Annotated in this window: 12 protein-coding genes; 4 read left to right on the forward strand and 8 right to left on the reverse strand. The window is 66.2% G+C overall.

The window, feature by feature from the left end:
- The first annotated feature begins 313 nt into the window (after nucleotides 1-313).
- Together AC4AMJ_RS16610 and AC4AMJ_RS16615 are read left to right on the forward strand one after the other, a co-directional pair.
- Nucleotides 314-4,432 carry a bifunctional nitrate reductase/sulfite reductase flavoprotein subunit alpha gene (locus AC4AMJ_RS16610; RefSeq protein ID WP_489918448.1) on the forward strand — a complete coding sequence of 1,373 codons (4,119 nt, stop codon included), beginning with the start codon at nucleotides 314-316 and terminating at the stop codon, nucleotides 4,430-4,432.
- Nucleotides 4,433-4,731: 299 nt separating this feature from the next.
- The gene (locus tag AC4AMJ_RS16615) at nucleotides 4,732-5,454 is read left to right on the forward strand and encodes a hypothetical protein (protein WP_489913384.1); all 723 of its coding nucleotides are present in this window, start codon (nucleotides 4,732-4,734) and stop codon (nucleotides 5,452-5,454) included.
- 86 nt (nucleotides 5,455-5,540) lie between these two features.
- Here the strand turns inward: AC4AMJ_RS16615 and AC4AMJ_RS16620 are convergent, their stop codons facing one another.
- The 5 genes from AC4AMJ_RS16620 to AC4AMJ_RS16640 all read right to left on the reverse strand — a co-directional run bounded on the left by AC4AMJ_RS16620 (nucleotide 5,541) and on the right by AC4AMJ_RS16640 (nucleotide 11,737).
- The gene (locus tag AC4AMJ_RS16620; protein WP_489913386.1) at nucleotides 5,541-5,858 is read right to left on the reverse strand and encodes a Rieske (2Fe-2S) protein; all 318 of its coding nucleotides are present in this window, start codon (nucleotides 5,856-5,858) and stop codon (nucleotides 5,541-5,543) included.
- The gene (gene nirB / locus AC4AMJ_RS16625) at nucleotides 5,855-8,368 is read right to left on the reverse strand and encodes a nitrite reductase large subunit NirB (RefSeq protein ID WP_489900031.1); all 2,514 of its coding nucleotides are present in this window, start codon (nucleotides 8,366-8,368) and stop codon (nucleotides 5,855-5,857) included. The genes AC4AMJ_RS16620 and nirB overlap by 4 nt, the downstream gene beginning before the upstream one ends.
- Nucleotides 8,368-8,715, reverse strand: a complete 348-nt coding sequence (locus tag AC4AMJ_RS16630) for a molybdopterin oxidoreductase (protein WP_489900030.1) — start codon at nucleotides 8,713-8,715, stop codon at nucleotides 8,368-8,370. Before AC4AMJ_RS16630 ends, nirB begins: the two co-directional genes overlap by 1 nt.
- A gap of 440 nt (nucleotides 8,716-9,155) precedes the next feature.
- Nucleotides 9,156-10,778: an FAD-dependent oxidoreductase gene (locus AC4AMJ_RS16635; protein ID WP_489913388.1), complete on the reverse strand. Its 1,623-nt coding sequence runs from the start codon at nucleotides 10,776-10,778 to the stop codon at nucleotides 9,156-9,158.
- Nucleotides 10,778-11,737 (reverse strand): AurF N-oxygenase family protein, encoded by a 960-nt coding sequence (locus AC4AMJ_RS16640; protein ID WP_489913390.1) that lies wholly within the window; start codon nucleotides 11,735-11,737, stop codon nucleotides 10,778-10,780. Before AC4AMJ_RS16640 ends, AC4AMJ_RS16635 begins: the two co-directional genes overlap by 1 nt.
- Nucleotides 11,738-11,917: 180 nt before the next feature.
- Between AC4AMJ_RS16640 and AC4AMJ_RS16645 the strand changes: the two genes are divergently transcribed.
- Nucleotides 11,918-12,688 carry an SDR family oxidoreductase gene (locus AC4AMJ_RS16645; RefSeq protein ID WP_489900026.1) on the forward strand — a complete coding sequence of 257 codons (771 nt, stop codon included), beginning with the start codon at nucleotides 11,918-11,920 and terminating at the stop codon, nucleotides 12,686-12,688.
- 99 nt (nucleotides 12,689-12,787) lie between these two features.
- Here AC4AMJ_RS16645 and AC4AMJ_RS16650 read toward each other — a convergent pair whose 3' ends face one another.
- Together AC4AMJ_RS16650 and AC4AMJ_RS16655 are read right to left on the reverse strand one after the other, a co-directional pair.
- On the reverse strand, nucleotides 12,788-13,519 hold the full coding sequence (locus AC4AMJ_RS16650) for a HemK2/MTQ2 family protein methyltransferase (protein ID WP_489900025.1): 732 nt from the start codon (nucleotides 13,517-13,519) through the stop codon (nucleotides 12,788-12,790).
- 41 nt (nucleotides 13,520-13,560) lie between these two features.
- Entirely contained in the window at nucleotides 13,561-14,577 is a 1,017-nt protein-coding gene (locus tag AC4AMJ_RS16655) for an iron-containing redox enzyme family protein (RefSeq protein ID WP_489913392.1), read from the reverse strand.
- Nucleotides 14,578-14,643: 66 nt separating this feature from the next.
- Between AC4AMJ_RS16655 and AC4AMJ_RS16660 the strand changes: the two genes are divergently transcribed.
- Nucleotides 14,644-14,955 (forward strand): CDGSH iron-sulfur domain-containing protein, encoded by a 312-nt coding sequence (locus AC4AMJ_RS16660; protein WP_489900022.1) that lies wholly within the window; start codon nucleotides 14,644-14,646, stop codon nucleotides 14,953-14,955.
- A 23-nt stretch (nucleotides 14,956-14,978) separates the two neighbouring features.
- On the opposite strand, the gene AC4AMJ_RS16665 is transcribed toward AC4AMJ_RS16660, so the two are convergent.
- Nucleotides 14,979-15,848: an IS5 family transposase gene (locus AC4AMJ_RS16665; protein WP_489896485.1), complete on the reverse strand. Its 870-nt coding sequence runs from the start codon at nucleotides 15,846-15,848 to the stop codon at nucleotides 14,979-14,981.
- Nucleotides 15,849-15,852: the final 4 nt, after the last annotated feature.

A 15,852-nucleotide genomic window follows, 5' to 3' on the forward strand; every position in this document is an offset into this window, starting at 1 on the left:
CACGAGTACAGCAGGCTGTATCGTACCGGTCGACCGAGTTCCGTGCAGGTCTGGGAAGCCGGGACCACGCGTTGTATTCTTCGGGCATTTCATCGCCGTGGACGCACCTGTCGAGACCTAGAGCCGGGACTGGCCAGGACCGACGTCGGACTGCCGGGGCCGCTCACCGAGGGCCATTCGCCCTGTGAGGTCAAGTTGATAGGCGCGTAACTGGACGCTTTGCATCCAGAAACACGCCCCGACGACGCTGGGATGCGTGAAGTCCGTCGACGTCGTGCATTCGCTGTGTGCCTACTGCGGGGTGGGTTGTGGCATGGACCTCGCCGTCGGCGAGAACGGTCAGGTCACCAAGACCGTGGGCCGCAAGGACCACCCCACCAACTACGGCCGACTCTGCACAAAGGGCTCGACCACCTCCGACATGCTGGCCGCCGGCGGACGGCTCACGACCCCGATGGTGCGCACGGACCGCGGCACCGAACCACGACCCGCGGACATGGATCAGGTGATCACCGACACCGCGCGGCGACTGCGCGCGATCATCGACGAGGACGGTCCCGACGCCGTCGCCCTCTACGTCTCCGGGCAGATGTCGATGGAGGCGCAGTACCTGTCCAACAAGTTGGCCAAGGGATTTATCGGTACCAACCAGATCGAATCGAACTCGCGCCTCTGCATGGCCAGCGCCGGCACCGGCTACAAGCAGTCACTGGGCTCCGACGGTCCGCCCGGCTCGTACCAGGATTTCGACAACGCCGACGTCTTCTTCGTCATCGGATCGAATATGGCCGACTGCCACCCGATCCTGCACATGCGCATGATGGACCGCGTCAAGGCGGGCGCCAAGCTGATCGTCGTGGACCCCCGGAGAACCGCGACGGCCGACAAATGCGATCTGTTCCTCCAGGTCAAGCCCGGCACCGACCTCGCCCTGCTCAACGGCCTGCTGCACCTGCTCATCACCGGCGGGCATGTCGACGACGATTTCGTGGCGGCCTATACCGACGGGTTCGAGCAGATGCCGGATTTCGCCGCGCAGTACCCGCCGGAGACGGTAGCCCAGATCACCGGCATCCACGCCGACGACCTGCGCCGCGCGGCCGAGATGATCGGCACCGCCGACAACTGGATGAGTTGCTGGACGATGGGACTCAACCAGTCCACGCACGGCACCTGGAACACCAACGCGCTGATCAACCTGCACCTGGCGACCGGCGCGATCTGTCGGCTCGGCAGCGGCCCGTTCTCGCTGACCGGCCAGCCCAACGCGATGGGCGGCCGGGAGATGGGATACATGGGTCCGGGACTGCCGGGCCAGCGCGCCGTCATCTCCGACGACGACCGCGCCTTCGTCGAGACCAGATGGGGTGTCGAGCCCGGCACCCTGCGCACCGACGTCGGCGGTGGCACCATCGACATGTTCCGCCGGATGGCCGACGGCGAGATCCGGGCCTGCTGGATCATCTGCACCAATCCGGTTGCCTCGGTGTCCAATCGGGCCACGGTGATCGAGGGGCTCGAACGGGCCGAGCTGGTGATCACCCAGGACGCCTTCGCCGACACCGAGACCAACGCCTACGCCGACGTCGCGTTGCCGGCCGCGTTGTGGTCGGAGTCCACCGGCACGATGGTGAACTCCGAGCGCAACGTCACGCTCTTCGAACCCGCTCTCGGCGCGCCCGGGCAGGCACTGCCCGACTGGCAGATCATCGCCCGCATCGCCTGCGAGATGGGCTATGCCGACGCCTTCTCCTACTCGAATGCCGAGGAGATCTTCGACGAGATCCGCGGATTCGCCAATCCCCGAACCGGATACGACCTGCGCGGCATCACCTACGACGGGCTCCGTCGCACACCGATACAGTGGCCGTGCCCGCCCGCCGACCTGGTGGACGCGCCGGATCCCGGTGGCCGCAATCCGATCCGCTATCTCAACGACGGTGTCAGTCAGACGCTGTATCGCGCCGAGGACGGCTCAACCCCTGCCCTGGCCTTCGCGACCCCGAATCGACGTGCTCAGTTCTTCGCCCGGCCGCACGTGGATCCGGCCGAGATGCCCGACGACGACTACCCGATCCTACTCAACACCGGCCGCCTCCCCCACCAGTGGCACACCCTCACCAAGACCGGCCGCGTCGCCAAGCTGAACAAGCTGGCCCCGGGCCCGTTCGTGCAGATCCATCCCGACGACGCGGCACGTCTCGGTATCGGCCCCAAGGATCAGGTCGAGGTGGCTTCCCGACGCGGCCGTGCGGTGCTGCCGGCATCGGTCTCCGATCGGGTGCGGCCGGGCAACTGCTTCGTGCCCTTTCACTGGAACGACATGTTCGGTGAGCACCTGGCGATCAATGCCGTCACCTCGGATGCGATTGATCCGCAGTCGCAGCAGCCCGAGTTCAAGGTGTGCGCGGTGACGCTGGCAAAGGTGGCCGGACCGCCGGCAGAGGAAGAGTCCTCGACCGACGCAGCAGGTGTGACCGCACCCACCGACATTCGCGTCGCACACAGTCCCGTCGATGCTCTCGCGTCTGCGCTGGGTCTCTCCGCGCTCGACGATGTCCGGCCGTCCGATGCCGAACGCACCTACCTCGCGGGGCTCATCGCCGGACTGCGGGCACAGCCTCCGGTCGACGAGCGGCCGTATCTGCCTGCGGGAGCGCCCCTGCGCGCGAACGTCCACGCCTGGGCTTCGGGCCTGCTCGACGGCGTCTTCGCGCGCGCACCGCACCGTGCCGGCGACGTGCCCACCGACTTCGGGAGGGACGCCGCGGCCCAGGCGGCACGCGATTCGATCACGGTGCTGTGGGCCTCACAGATGGGCAATGCCGAGGAGTTCGCCACCGAGACCGCCGATCACATCCGGGCCAAGGGATTCGACGTCAACGTCACCGAGATGGATGCCGCCGACGTGGGCTCCCTGGCGGGTACGGCCCTGTTCGTCAGCTCGACGACCGGCGACGGCGAGCCCCCGGACAACGGGTCGGCGTTCTGGGACGTGCTGAGCGGTGACTCGGCTCCGGACCTGTCCGGATTGCGTTACGCCGTACTGGCATTCGGCGATTCCAGCTACGACAACTTCTGCGGACACGGCCGCAACCTCGATCAGCGTCTCGGCGAACTGGGGGCGAAGCGACTCCTCGAGCGCGTGGACTGCGAACCCGACTTCGAAGAACCGGCCGGCCAGTGGCTGGACCGGGTACACACGGTGATCGGCTCAAGTCAGAGTCATGTGTCGGCTTCGTCGGCCGATCGAGTCACCGTGGTGAGCGAACCGGCCGACTCATCCGCGCAACCGTCGGTGCGGACCGCGCCGGCCTACTCGAAGAAGAGTCCGCTGGTGACCCATCTGTCACGCAACGTGAAGCTGAATGCCGACGGATCTGCGAAGGACGTGCGCAACTTCGGTTTTCATCTGCCCGCCGACACCCTGAGCTACAAGGCCGGCGACGCATTGGGGGTTTGGCCGCTCAACAACGCCGCTCTCATCGACGAATGGCTCGACGCCACCGGTCTCGATGGAGGTGAGATCGTCTGCGCCCCAGGCGGCGACGAAATGCCCCTTCACCGCGCCCTGCGTGAACGGATTGAGTTCGCCAAGGTCACACCGGATTTCATGCGTTTCGTCGCCGAACGTAACGGGTCCGCGCACCTGCATTCGCTGGCTGCGGCGGGCAACAAGCAGGACATGGAATCCTGGACGTGGGGCCGCCAGTCGGTCGACGTGCTGACCGAGTACCCGGTCAAGGCGGACGCGGAGGAATGGATCTCTGTCTTGAAGCCACTTCAGCCACGGTCATATTCGATCTCTTCCAGTCAACTGCACAATCCCGAGGAGGTCGAACTCACCGTGTCGGCCGTGCGGTACAACCTGCACGGCAAACCGCGCGGCGGAGTGTGCTCGACGTTCCTCGCCGACCATTGCGACGGACAGGAGATCGGCGTCTTCGTGACATCGACGACGCACTTTCGGCCCCCCGCCGATCCGGACACGCCGATGATCATGATCGGACCGGGAACCGGTGTCGCGCCCTTCCGCGGATTCCTGCGGGAGCGACAGTCATTGGGACACGAGGGCAAGAATTGGCTGTTCTTCGGTGAGCAGTTCTCGGCCACCGACTTCTACTACCGCGACGAGCTCACCACGATGCTCTCCGACGGGTTGCTGACCCGCCTCGACGTCGCCTTCTCGCGCGATCAGGAACGCAAGATCTACGTGCAGGATCGAATGCGAGAACACGGTGAGGAGATCTATGGCTGGCTCCACGACGGGGCGCACGTCTACGTGTGCGGCGACGCCACCCGGATGGCCAAGGACGTCGACGCAACCCTGAAGGAGATCGTCGCCCACCATGGACGCCGTTCCCCTGCCGGTGCGGAGTCCTACGTCAAGGCACTCGCGGCCGACAAACGGTACGTGCGAGACGTGTACTAGCGGTGTGTCACGGAAATAGGTGTCGTCGAGCGCGCACGCACCGAGTGCACTGACCGAGAACGTCCCCGTGAGCGACGTCCGAGGGAGCATTCCTTCGGACGTCGCTCACGGGGACGTTTTCCGTCACGCGGCAGGGAACATTTCCGAGACGCACGACGAGGAGGGGTCGGGACACGCGGAGTCGAGGTTCGCATCCGCGGCACCCGACGGGGCTAGGGTCAGACGAACCGGGTCCGAGCATCCGCCTCGCGCCACGACCGCCGAGACAATGGGGTCCAGAGACATTGGGGTCTATCAGAATGCACACAGTCCGTTCATCTCTGCTGCTCGCCATGCTGGCCACCGCGGCCGCCGCAGTCGCCGGCTGCACCTCGACGTCCAGCGAGATGACGACGAGTTCGACGTCGAGTGCGGTCGTGTCGAGCCAGACCTCCACGACGAGCACCACTTCCTCGACATCCGCGAGTGCATCGGCAGCGCCGACGATCCCGGCCTCCCTCGCACCGTTCGGAACCGGCTATCCCACCGACGGCTCACCGTGCCGCCGGCTCGGCGAGAGCCCGCAGACGTCGCGCTGGCTCGATGACAGCGCGATCCTGATCGGATGTCCGTCCGAGGACGCGGCAAAGGCGCTCAACGGCACGGTCGTCGGTGTCGTCGACGGAGTCACCATCGTGTCGATTCCGCTCGGCGAGGCCAATCCCGGCCTGAGCGCGGTGCCGTCCCCGGCCGTGCAGACCACCAGCATCGCCTGCGCCGCGGTCGCGGCCGAGGCGACATCGGACTGCGTGACAAAGGTGACCCGCAAGTGGGGTGAGGACGGCACCACCCTCGTCGAGGTCACCAAGCCGGACGGGAAGACCCGTGCCCTGTTCTTCCATGGCACCACCCCGTACGGTGCCGACAGCGCCCAGGCCGACGGCTCCGCCGGCTTCGTCTTCGCCGTCACCCGGCAGGGTGACAACAGCGTCATCACCTTCGGCCCCGAGCGTTACATCGTCCCGGACTCAGCGGTCAGCTGAGGACCCGGCACGGACCGCACCAGAGTCGGCCCACCGGCCCTCGGTGGGGTGTCGGCCGGTCGCCGAGGTGTCGCCGGGCGCAGGCCCTACTGCCACACCACGATCCGGCCGTCCCGATCCTCCACGCGATACACACTCAGCGAACCGATCCCGTCTGCCGTGCAGCCCCCGTCCGAGAAGCGGAACACATACTGGTGCAGAGGACACACGACGTGACCCAGGTCGAACTGGCCGTCAGCGATGGGACCCGCCCGGTGTGGGCAGACGGCGTCGGTGGCCCGCAGGGTGCCGTCAGTCATCCGAAAGACCGCGACCTGTCGGCCGTCGACCGCGTAGGCACGCCCCTCGCCGGGCAGCAGATCCTCGGTCGGGCCGACCGGGACACCGGTGTCTACGCTGGTCATCGGACGGGCACCTTCGGCAGCGGGAGCAGCGGCAACGCCGACGTGAACTGTGCCGGTGACCGGGGCTCGTCCCGATCGAGCCACGGGTCGACGTAACCGGCGACGGCCTCGTCGATGCGTTCCTGCAGCCCCGAGACGATGCCGTCGCGGTCCTCGACGAGGATCGCGCGCAGTTCCTCGATACCGACCCGCGGTACCCAGGCGTAGGTGCGTTCGAGCCATTTGGCCTGCTCGCGGTAGTACTGGATGAAGATGCCGCACAAGCGAATCACCTCGTCCGGCGAGTCGACCGTCGCGAGCACGTCGCCCTTACGGATGTGGGCGCCCGCGGCTCCGCCGACGTAGATCTCCCATTTGCCGTCGCCGACGGCCACCACACCGAAGTCCTTGCACAGCGCCTCAGCGCAGTTGCGCGGACATCCGGTGACCGCCAGCTTCAGTTTGGCCGGCGACTCCAAACCCTGATAGCGATTCTCGATCGCGATCCCCAGCGACGTCGAGTCGCCGAGGCCGAAGCGGCAATAGTCCGTCCCCACACAGGTCTTCACGGTCCGGAACGACTTGCCGTAGGCGTATCCCGACGGCATGTCCAGGTCCTGCCATACCTTCGGCAGGTCTTCCTTCTTCACCCCGAGGAGATCGATACGCTGCCCACCGGTCGCCTTGATCATCGGGATGTCGTACTTCTCGGCGACGTCGGCGATCTTGCGTAGCTGTTGCGGCGAGGTGACACCGCCCTTCATCTGCGGCACCACCGAGAACGTCCCGTCGCGCTGGATGTTCGCGTGCACCCGGTCGTTCACGAAGAGGGCACCCGGCTCACGCTTCCAGTCCTGACCCCAGATCACCCGGAGTAGCGACGACAGCGGCATTTTCGACGCCGCGTCCTCACCGTCGGGCGCCAGCGCGGCGAAGACCTCCGTCACCGACCGCAGGTTCTGCCTCCGGATGGCGTCGATGAGTTCCGGTTTGGTCAGGCCGATCGCGGGCACGTACCAGTCCGCAGACTTGTCGACGGTGAGGGTGTCACCGGCCGCGAACTCCACGATGTCGCCGACGAGCTGCTTGCACGAACCACATCCCTTGCCCGCCCGCGTCTTCGCGCAGACCTCGCTCACGCTCGTGCACCCGCTCTGCACACACGAGACGATGTCCCCTTTAGTGACGCCGTTGCAGTTGCACACCTGCACGTCGTCGGCGAGTTCGGCAGCACCGGTCGCGGCGGTGGGGGTACCCATGTCGAACAGCATGGAGATCCGCTCGTCGGGCAGCGGCACCTTGTCGTCGAACGCCTGGGTGAGGAAGTTTGCCTTGGAGATGTCGCCGAGAAGCATGGCGCCGATCAGCTTGTTGTCGCGGACCACCACGCTCTTGTATGTGCCGCTGCGTGGTTCGTAGAACTGGACGAACTCGTCGTCCTCGCGTTCGGGGCCCTTCACGCCCATCGCGGCGACATCCACTCCGGCCACCTTGAGTTTGGTGGTCAGCCGCGACCCGTGATACTCGGCACCGGGATTGCTGCCGGTGATCACATCGGCCAGGACCACGGCCTGTTCCCACAGCGGCGCGACCAGCCCGTACACCTCACTGCGATGCTGTGCACATTCGCCGACGGCGAAGATGGAACCCTCGTCCTCACAACGCATCTGGTCGTCGACCACGATGCCGCGTTCGATCACCAGTCCGGCACTGCGCGCGAGGGCAACGTTGGGACGGATGCCGGCCGTCACCACGATCATGTCGGCGGGCAGTGATTCACCGTCGTTGAATCCGACGCCTGCGACACGGCCGGCGTCGTCACGCAGTACCGCGGTGGTGCGCTTGCCGGTGTACACGCCCACGCCGAGCTCCTCGATCTTGTTGCGCAGCACCTTTCCGCCACGCTCGTCGAGCTGCTGATTCATCAGATGTCCCGGCGAGTGGACCACGTCGACGTCGACGCCCTGCGTCTTGAGTCCGTAGGCGGCCTCCAAGCCGAGCAGGCCACCGCCGATGACGACGGCGCGGATGCCGTCCCGCGATGTCGCCATCTGCAACATTCCATTGGTGTCCTCGATGGTCCGGAAGCCGAAAACCCCGCGCGCCAGGCGGCCGTCGGATTCGCGCAGCCCGTCCATGTTGGGAAAGAACGTGTTCGATCCGGTGGCGATGATCAGCATGTCGAAGTCGATGACCCGCCCGCTGGCGCAGGTGACGGTCTTGGCGAAACGGTCGATGGCTTCCGCGCTGTCCCCGGCGCGCAGCGTCACACCGTTCTCCCGGTACCACGCCATCGGGTTGAGCATCAGATCGTCGTCGTCGATCGAGGTCTCACCCGACAGCACATGGCTGAGCATGATCCGGTTGTAGTTGCCGTACGGTTCGTCGCCGATCATCGTCACGTCGAACTGCACGCCACCACCACGAGTGAGGATCTCCTCGACGGTCCGCGCCCCGGCCATACCGTTGCCGACGACGACCAGCTTGCGTTTCGCCGTCGGTTCCCCGGCAGCCGTCACATCGACGGGCATCAGAAGACGACCATCCCGAAATCGATGACGACCTCCCCGGTCGTGCCCTCCGGCGCGGCGAGCACCAGCTCGAGCGTCGTGTCCGGATCGACGTCCTCGACGACGCGCAGCGGCACATTCACCGACGACTTCGCGCCCATGGGGAAGATCCGCATCGGTTGGCCGTCCCGCAGCAGGGTCACGTAGACGAGTTCGGCGGAGCTGTTGCCGCCGCGGAAGTAGAGCGGCTGTGCGGTCATTCCCGACGGCACCACATAGCTCAGCGACGGATCGATCGGTGCCGGCTTGGTGAGACCCGTGCCGGAGAACGCGTAGACGCCTTGCAGAAATCGCGGGGTGCTGGACATATCAGCCACTATCGTCACCGCGCGTGAATCGGTTCTTGCCTCGGTGTTACAAGGCGATTGTCAGGACCTCACCGCGCAGGTCGGCGGGTGTGATCGTGCGCGCCACCACTCGGCCGAGTCCACCACCCACGAGTCGAGTCGACCCAGGCACCAGCCGAGACCTACCAGCCGCTGGTTGAGTAAGCCCAGGCACCACCCGAGACTTCCCAGCCGCTGGTTGAGTAAGCCCAGGCACCACCCGAGACCCTCCCAACCGCCGGTTGAGTAGGCCGAGGCGCCACCCGAGACTTCCCAACCGCTGGTTGAGTAAGCCCAGGCACCACCCGAGACCCTCCCAACCGCCGGTTGAGTAAGCCCAGGCACCACCCGAGACTTCCCAACCGCTGGTTGAGTAGGCCGAGGCGCCAGCCGAGGCCGTATCGAAACCCCACCGCACCCGATCACCGGGGCACGCGGCTGAACCTCCCCGCGGCGCCGACCATATCGGCGACCTCGGTGAACTTCACCCTCGGTCGGCCCTCGCGAACACCGCGACGACGCTCGCTGCTGTCGATGGCCCGGATCCCGCGGTAGCCGATGACATGCCGGGTCCGCTTGCGCAACAGTGCACTGAAGGCCCTCGGCGGGTGTTCGGTACGGATCAGGGTGCCGTCGGCGGCGTCGCGGATGAAGTCCTCGACGGTCGACTCGGCGCACACCTTGTTGGCGCCGATCCCGCCGCTCGGACCGCGCTTCGCCCAGCCCAGGACGTACACGCCGGGGATGACCGCGCCTGCCTCGTCGACCATTCGGCCATCGGTGTTGGGGAACACGCTCCGGTCCTCGTCGAAGGGCAGGCCGGCGATCGGCGTGCACCGGTATCCGATCGACCGCACCATCAGATCGGCGGTAATGGTGTGGCGACGCTCCCCTGTCCGGACGGCCACGGCCTCGACGCAATCCTCCCCGATGATCTCCTCGGGTGCGGTGTGGAACAGGAAGACGATTCGACGCCGGGTCGGGTCGGCCGGTGCCGCGAGATCGGGCACGGCGGAGGGGTCATCGTGGACGACGACCTCCACACCCGGAATCGTCGCCAGGGCACGGTATTCCGCCGACGTGTAGGCGGCGTCGGCCTGATCTCGACGACCGAGCACCACCACCTCGTGGATGTTCTGCTCCTCGAGGATCCGCAGGGCACGGTCGGCGATGTCGGTGGTGGCGAGCGCCGCAGGCGGAGACACCAGGATTCGCGCGACGTCGAGCGCGACGTTGCCGGTCCCCACCACGACCGCCCGTCCCGAACCATCGGCCGGGATCGGCGGCGCCGCCTTGTCGGGCACGGCGTTGTACCAGGCCACCAGGTCCGTCGCCGACGTCGAACCCGGCAGATCCTCACCGGGGATCCCCAGACGACGGGACTGCATGGCACCGACCGCGTAGAACACGGCGTCGAAGTGCTCGGCGAGCTCGGCCGGGGTGATCTGGCCGGCGGCGGTGTCGGTGCCCACCTCGACGTTGGTCGCCATGGTGACCCGCGGATCGCGGTAGAGCAGGTCGAATCCGCGCAGCACTCCCTTGGTGCCGGGATGGTCGGGCGCCACACCGGCGCGGACCAGTCCGCCCGGCGTCGGCAATTTGTCGATGACGGTCACCGACGCCTCGGTGCGGTCCAGGATGGTGCGCAGGGCATAGCCGCCCGACGGTCCGGTACCGACCAGCGCAACCCGCAGCCCGGCAGGAAGTTTCGGGATCTCGGGGTACTCGACCGTCGGTGTGTCGCCGGTCGGCTCCGATCCCGGCGCAGGCCCCCACCCGGAGGTGATGTCGGCATTGTTCTTGTAGAAGTCCGCGTTGATGTCGATGAACACCGTGTCGCGGGCGCTCAACTTGTCCGCCGGATAGATCGCATCCACCGGGCACGCGTCCGCGCATGCGCCGCAGTCGATGCAGGCCTCGGGATCGATGTGCAGGATGTCGGAGCTACCGAACCCGCGTTCCTCGGGCGTCGGGTGGATGCAGTTCACCGGACACACGGACACACACGCCGCGTCGCTGCAGCAGGATTGAGTGATGACGAACATCAGAGCATGTTCGCTTTCCGGTAGTAGTACATCGCCGGGCGGGTCAGCAGCCCGACATCGTCGAGGAACTCCATCAGGTGTGCGCAGCTGCTGCGGATCATCGACTGGAAGTGGGAGTTCGAACGCATCTCGGCGACCGCACGATCAGCGTCGAGTCCCGCGTCGGCGAAGGCCTGCTTCTGCACCAAACTGGTGACGATGAAGTACGCGCCGAGCGCCACATAGAGCGCGCTGAACTGACGCCGGGCCCAGCCGACCCCGTTGAGCGATTCGCGCACCTCCTCGCGCGCGAACTTCATGTGTCGCGACTCCTCGAGCACGTGGATCTCGTTGACGGTCCGGATGAACGGCAGCACGCGGTCGTCGCGCATGCATCCGCGCTGGAAGACGTCGAGCACCTCCTCGGCGACCAGGATGCCGGCGTAGGCGACCTCGTTCTTGGCGGTGCGCTTGAACAGCTTGCCCAGACGGCCGACCTTCTTGGTCGGCTTGTACGACGTACCGACCATCTTCTCCGACGCCTTGGCGAACATGATCGAGTGGCGACATTCGTCGGCGATCTCGGTGAGCGCGAACTGGAACTCGGGACTGTGGTAGGCGCCGAGGTACTGATCGCGAATGACCATCTCCTGCAGGATCATCTCGAACCAGATGCCGATGTTCATGATCGACGCGAACTCGTGTCGGGTGACGTTGATGCGCTCGTCCTCGGTGAGTTCGTCCCAGTAGGCGGTTCCGTACAGCGACGACCACTCGGGGCTGCATCCGTACTTGGTGGGGTCCATCGGCTCCGACCAATCGATCTCGGTCATCGCGTTGCGCGACAGCCGCGCCGCCGACGCCAGCAGACGCTCGGAGACCTCGTTGGGCCCCTGATCACGCATGCTGATCACGTTCTCTGTGTGAGCGGTGTCTGGGCGAGCGCCATCGCTCTGCGTCCGTTCCATCGCTGCAGTCATCGGTGTCGACCTCCGGGCCGTTTGGTGAACAAGTGTTCTTTCATGACAATGAGCACTGTTATGACAATGCGTGTTGTCACGATAGCATCAGGGCGTGGGGCAGTAAACAGTCTCGGATATATACTCACGAGTAAGTTCCGTGAGAGCGACGAAATAGCAGGTCAAAGGCGGGAGAGCCATATGTCATCGATCTTCATCACCGGCGGGGCGTCGGGTATCGGACTCGCGACCGCCGAGCGTTTCGGCCGCGAAGGGTGGACCGTGGGGGTATACGACGTCGATGCAGAGGCTCTCGCCAAGGTCGCGGCGAATCACCCCCGGTTCATCACCGGAACCCTGGACGTCCGCGACCCCGAGCAATGGGGCACAGCCCTCGCAGAGTTCACCGCACACACCGGCGGCACCCTTGATGTACTCGACAACAACGCCGGCATCCTCGTCGAGGGCCCGCTGCACGAGATCTCGCCCGACGCCGTGCGTCGCCAGATCGACATCGACGCACTCGGCGTGGCGCTGGGCGCGCAGGCGGCCTACCCGTACCTCCGGAAGACACCGGGAGCCCATCTGGTCAACATCGCGTCGGCGTCAGCGATCTACGGACAGCCCGGCATCGCCACCTACAGCGCCACCAAGTTCTTCGTGGGCGGCCTGACCGAGGCACTCGAACTGGAGTGGGAACACGACGACATCCGTGCCGTCTCCATCTGGCCGCTGTGGGCCAAGACCGCCCTGGCCATGAACGACGCGAAGTCGACGAAGACGCTCGGGGTTCGCATCACGCCCGAACAGGTGGCCGAGAAGGTGTGGGAGTCAGTGCATCCGACCCGGCAGGACAAACTGCTGCACCGCACGAGCTACGCGGTGGGGACGCAGACCCTGGTTCTCGGCAACGCGGCGAAGTTCATTCCGAACTTCGTCAACCGGGCCGTGAACAAGTTCATCGCACAGTAGAAGACGAGAGCTGCTGTCGCGCAGCACCTCCCCGGTTCCGGCCGGCGTCGCCGGGCATCGGGGAGGTGCACGCGAAACTGCCCGTTGCGACCCCCGCCGTCACCACGGTCGACGCGCACGCACCACGACGAGATCCTCGTGCCGCTGTTCCCACGTGATCAGCCCGCGCTTGGCCAACCAGCCTGCCCGCGAATCCATCACGGGCCCGAACGGGATGGTCCACCGCTGCTGCACCGCAGCGTCGAACCCCGCTGCGCCGAGCGCCGCCACCGTGTGGTCGACGCCGGAGATCGCCGAGTGCACCAACAGCATCGTCCCGCCGGGCCGTACCAGCATCGGCCCACGGTCGATGATCGCGTCGATCACATCTCGGCCGTGTTCACCTCCGTCACAGGCGAAGCCGTGTGCCGACGGCGGTGTGTCGGTGGGGGCGGGAACGTAGGGCGGATTCGCGAACACCACGTCCGCGGCCCGACATTCGAGCTCGGTGATGTCGGCGCAGCGGGCGTCCAGCCTGACGCCGTTGGCGCGTGCGTTGGCCCGCATGGCCTCCACCGCGGCCGGATTGCGGTCCACCGCAGTCACATCCGTGGCCCACCTGGCCGCATAGAGGCTGGCCACGGCACTACCAGCACACAGCTCAAGAGCCGATCCGCCGCTCCCGCGGAGCCGAAACTCCTCGGCGACAGCCAGACACAGCAACGCGGAGTCGACGGCCGGTCGGTACACGTCGGGATGATCGGTGATGACAGGTATCGGAACGGGAAGGCTGGCGATGAGAGCCGACGTCGCCTCATCCCATGCCGCGCCGAGTGCGCTCTGGGTGGACATCCCGCGCACACTAACCGGAGTTCCTGAAGAGCTGCTGAAACTCACGATGTAACGCCCTCGAGCGGGTGCAATAGCGAGCTCGTCCCGGCTTCCCAGCGCTGCCAGATGTGCTCGGCCGCCAGTGCATCCAAGGCGATCGCGGTCAGCGCACCACGGAGAAGTGCGGGCCCGGCAGTCGGTTCGGCGCGTGCGAGGCGCCCGGCGACCTCCCGCACGATCAGCTGTTCGTGCACCGAATCTGCCTCGATGTGTTCGTCGTAGAAGAGCCGGGCCGAGCGATCGAAGCCGAGTCGCGCAAGGCCGCGACTGTAGTTCTTGCTCGGTAGCGCCGACGTCATCTCGACCGCACAGAGGTGGCCGACCAGTTCGTGCCGCAGCCGGCGCTGCATCCCGAACATCGACAGCGCGTTCACGCCGGTGAGCGTCGCTGCCGGAATCAAATCGACGTAGTGCGCATAGCCCGGGGACAACCCCATCGCACCCATCATCTGGGCGTACAGCGTCGCGTGCATCCGGTCGAGAACGCCACCGCCGTATTCGTCCATCTGCACCTCGATCAGGGCAGCCTTCGCGGCACCGTGCAGGCGCGGTATCGCCATCGTGTGCACATCGGCTTCGCGAAGCTGGTGCAGCGACCGATGGACGACCAGCTCGCGGAGGTGTGTCACGTCTGCTGTGCGCGCGATGAATTTCGACAGCGGCGGTCCGTCGTCGCGAGCCCCGATCAGCCACAGGGCTGCCGGCACGTCGCCAGTGGAGTCCACCGGGCCCACCAGATGATCGATCGCCTCGAGGAATTCGGCTTCGAGTAGCGAGCGTGCGGTGAGCAGGTCGATATCGGTCTCCCAATCGTCGGAGACGCCCTCGATGCCTCGCAGCTGTAGCTCATAGAGCATCGTCAGGGTGATGGCGACGTCTTCGTCGAGCAGGAAGTCGCGCCCGGTGGGCAGATCTCCTCCGACCAGGCCGGGCAGGTCGCGCGCGCCGCCCGGAGGAGGCTCGACGAGCGCCGCGATCAGGGCCCGACTACGCGGCCCGCGCGCGGCAGGAAGCGGCATCCGCGGCTGAGGGTCGCTGGTAGCGTCGTCGAGGTCGCGAATCGGATACGTGGAAAGTGAGGGCACATGGACTCCGGCGATCACATTGAGGGCGGACAGGTGGACGGCAACCAGGGAAGTGAGCTCCCCGCCTCACACCACACCTCGATCGTCGTCTGTGACGACGGCCCACTGTTGGTACGCGGACCGATCGATCTCTACCAACCCGACGGTAGCCGAATCCCCGTCCGACGTTCCACCATCGCCCTCTGCCGGTGCGGTCGCACATCCACGGCACCCATGTGCGACGGGACACACAAACTGCGCCGGCGGCGGCCCGGAAGCGAGTCCGACGATGCCGCCGATGACACGGGCGGCACCGGCCGATCCGACCGCTGACGCCTCAGAGCGTGTTTGAAAACTCAGGCAAGTTTGGCCAGTCGTCGTGACATGGTAGCGATGAGGGCGATGTACACCATGTTTTCGTGGTGGTCGGGTCGGGTTTCGTAGTCGCGGACGCAGCGGCGGTGTTTGACGATCCAACCGAAGGTGCGTTCGACGACCCACCTGCGCGGTAGGACGTGGAATCCAGTCATGTCGTCGGTGCGTTTGACGATCGTAACGGTTAGTGCCAGAACGTTTTTCGCCCAGATAAGCAGTCTGCCGCGGTAGCCGCCGTCAGCCCAGACCATAGTGATGGTGGAGAACTGGGCGCGCAGCGCGGCCAACACTCGGGCACCACCGTCGGCGTCCTGGATGTTGGCGACGTGGACCACGATCGCCAGCAGCAGACCGGTGGTGTCGACGGCGATGTGGCGTTTGCGTCCGTTGACCTTCTTGCCGGCGTCGTAGCTGCGACTGGCACCGGGCACGGTATCGGCGCCGGGGATCGATTGAGCGTCGATGATTGCCGCGGTCGGCAGCGGGTTGCGGCCGTCGGCCACGCGCAGCATGTCGCGGAGGCAGTTGTGGATGCGGCGCCACGCTCCACTGGTGACCCAGCGGTGGAAGATCGCGTAGACGGTCATCGCGGGTGGGAACTCCGAGGGGAGTTGTCGCCAGGCGATACCGCCGCGGACAACATAGAAAACGGCGTCGAGAACGGTTCGGCGACACCACTTCTCGGGTCGGCCACCGCGTCCTGCGGTGTTCCCGGCCGGTGGCAGGAGCGGTTCGAGGACCGCCCACTGGGCATCGGTGACACTGGAGGACGGATAGACCTCGCACCGATGACCAGACCCGTGGGTGGGGGTCGGGCAGGACGGGCACGCACCGATGGGTGATGATGGCATGGTG

Source organism: Gordonia sp. LMA484, from assembly GCF_058129505.1.

Bases quoted from the DNA above. Each gene is read 5' to 3' on its own strand.
- AC4AMJ_RS16610 (WP_489918448.1), top strand. From the start codon at position 314: ATGGACCTCGCCGTCGGCGAGAACGGTCAGGTCACCAAGACCGTGGGC.
- AC4AMJ_RS16615 (WP_489913384.1), top strand. From the start codon at position 4,732: ATGCACACAGTCCGTTCATCTCTGCTGCTCGCCATGCTGGCCACCGCG.
- AC4AMJ_RS16620 (WP_489913386.1), bottom strand. From the start codon at position 5,858: ATGACCAGCGTAGACACCGGTGTCCCGGTCGGCCCGACCGAGGATCTG.
- nirB (WP_489900031.1), bottom strand. From the start codon at position 8,368: ATGCCCGTCGATGTGACGGCTGCCGGGGAACCGACGGCGAAACGCAAG.
- AC4AMJ_RS16630 (WP_489900030.1), bottom strand. From the start codon at position 8,715: ATGTCCAGCACCCCGCGATTTCTGCAAGGCGTCTACGCGTTCTCCGGC.
- AC4AMJ_RS16635 (WP_489913388.1), bottom strand. From the start codon at position 10,778: ATGTTCGTCATCACTCAATCCTGCTGCAGCGACGCGGCGTGTGTGTCC.
- AC4AMJ_RS16640 (WP_489913390.1), bottom strand. From the start codon at position 11,737: ATGACTGCAGCGATGGAACGGACGCAGAGCGATGGCGCTCGCCCAGAC.
- AC4AMJ_RS16645 (WP_489900026.1), top strand. From the start codon at position 11,918: ATGTCATCGATCTTCATCACCGGCGGGGCGTCGGGTATCGGACTCGCG.
- AC4AMJ_RS16650 (WP_489900025.1), bottom strand. From the start codon at position 13,519: ATGTCCACCCAGAGCGCACTCGGCGCGGCATGGGATGAGGCGACGTCG.
- AC4AMJ_RS16655 (WP_489913392.1), bottom strand. From the start codon at position 14,577: ATGCCGCTTCCTGCCGCGCGCGGGCCGCGTAGTCGGGCCCTGATCGCG.
- AC4AMJ_RS16660 (WP_489900022.1), top strand. From the start codon at position 14,644: ATGGACTCCGGCGATCACATTGAGGGCGGACAGGTGGACGGCAACCAG.
- AC4AMJ_RS16665 (WP_489896485.1), bottom strand. From the start codon at position 15,848: ATGCCATCATCACCCATCGGTGCGTGCCCGTCCTGCCCGACCCCCACC.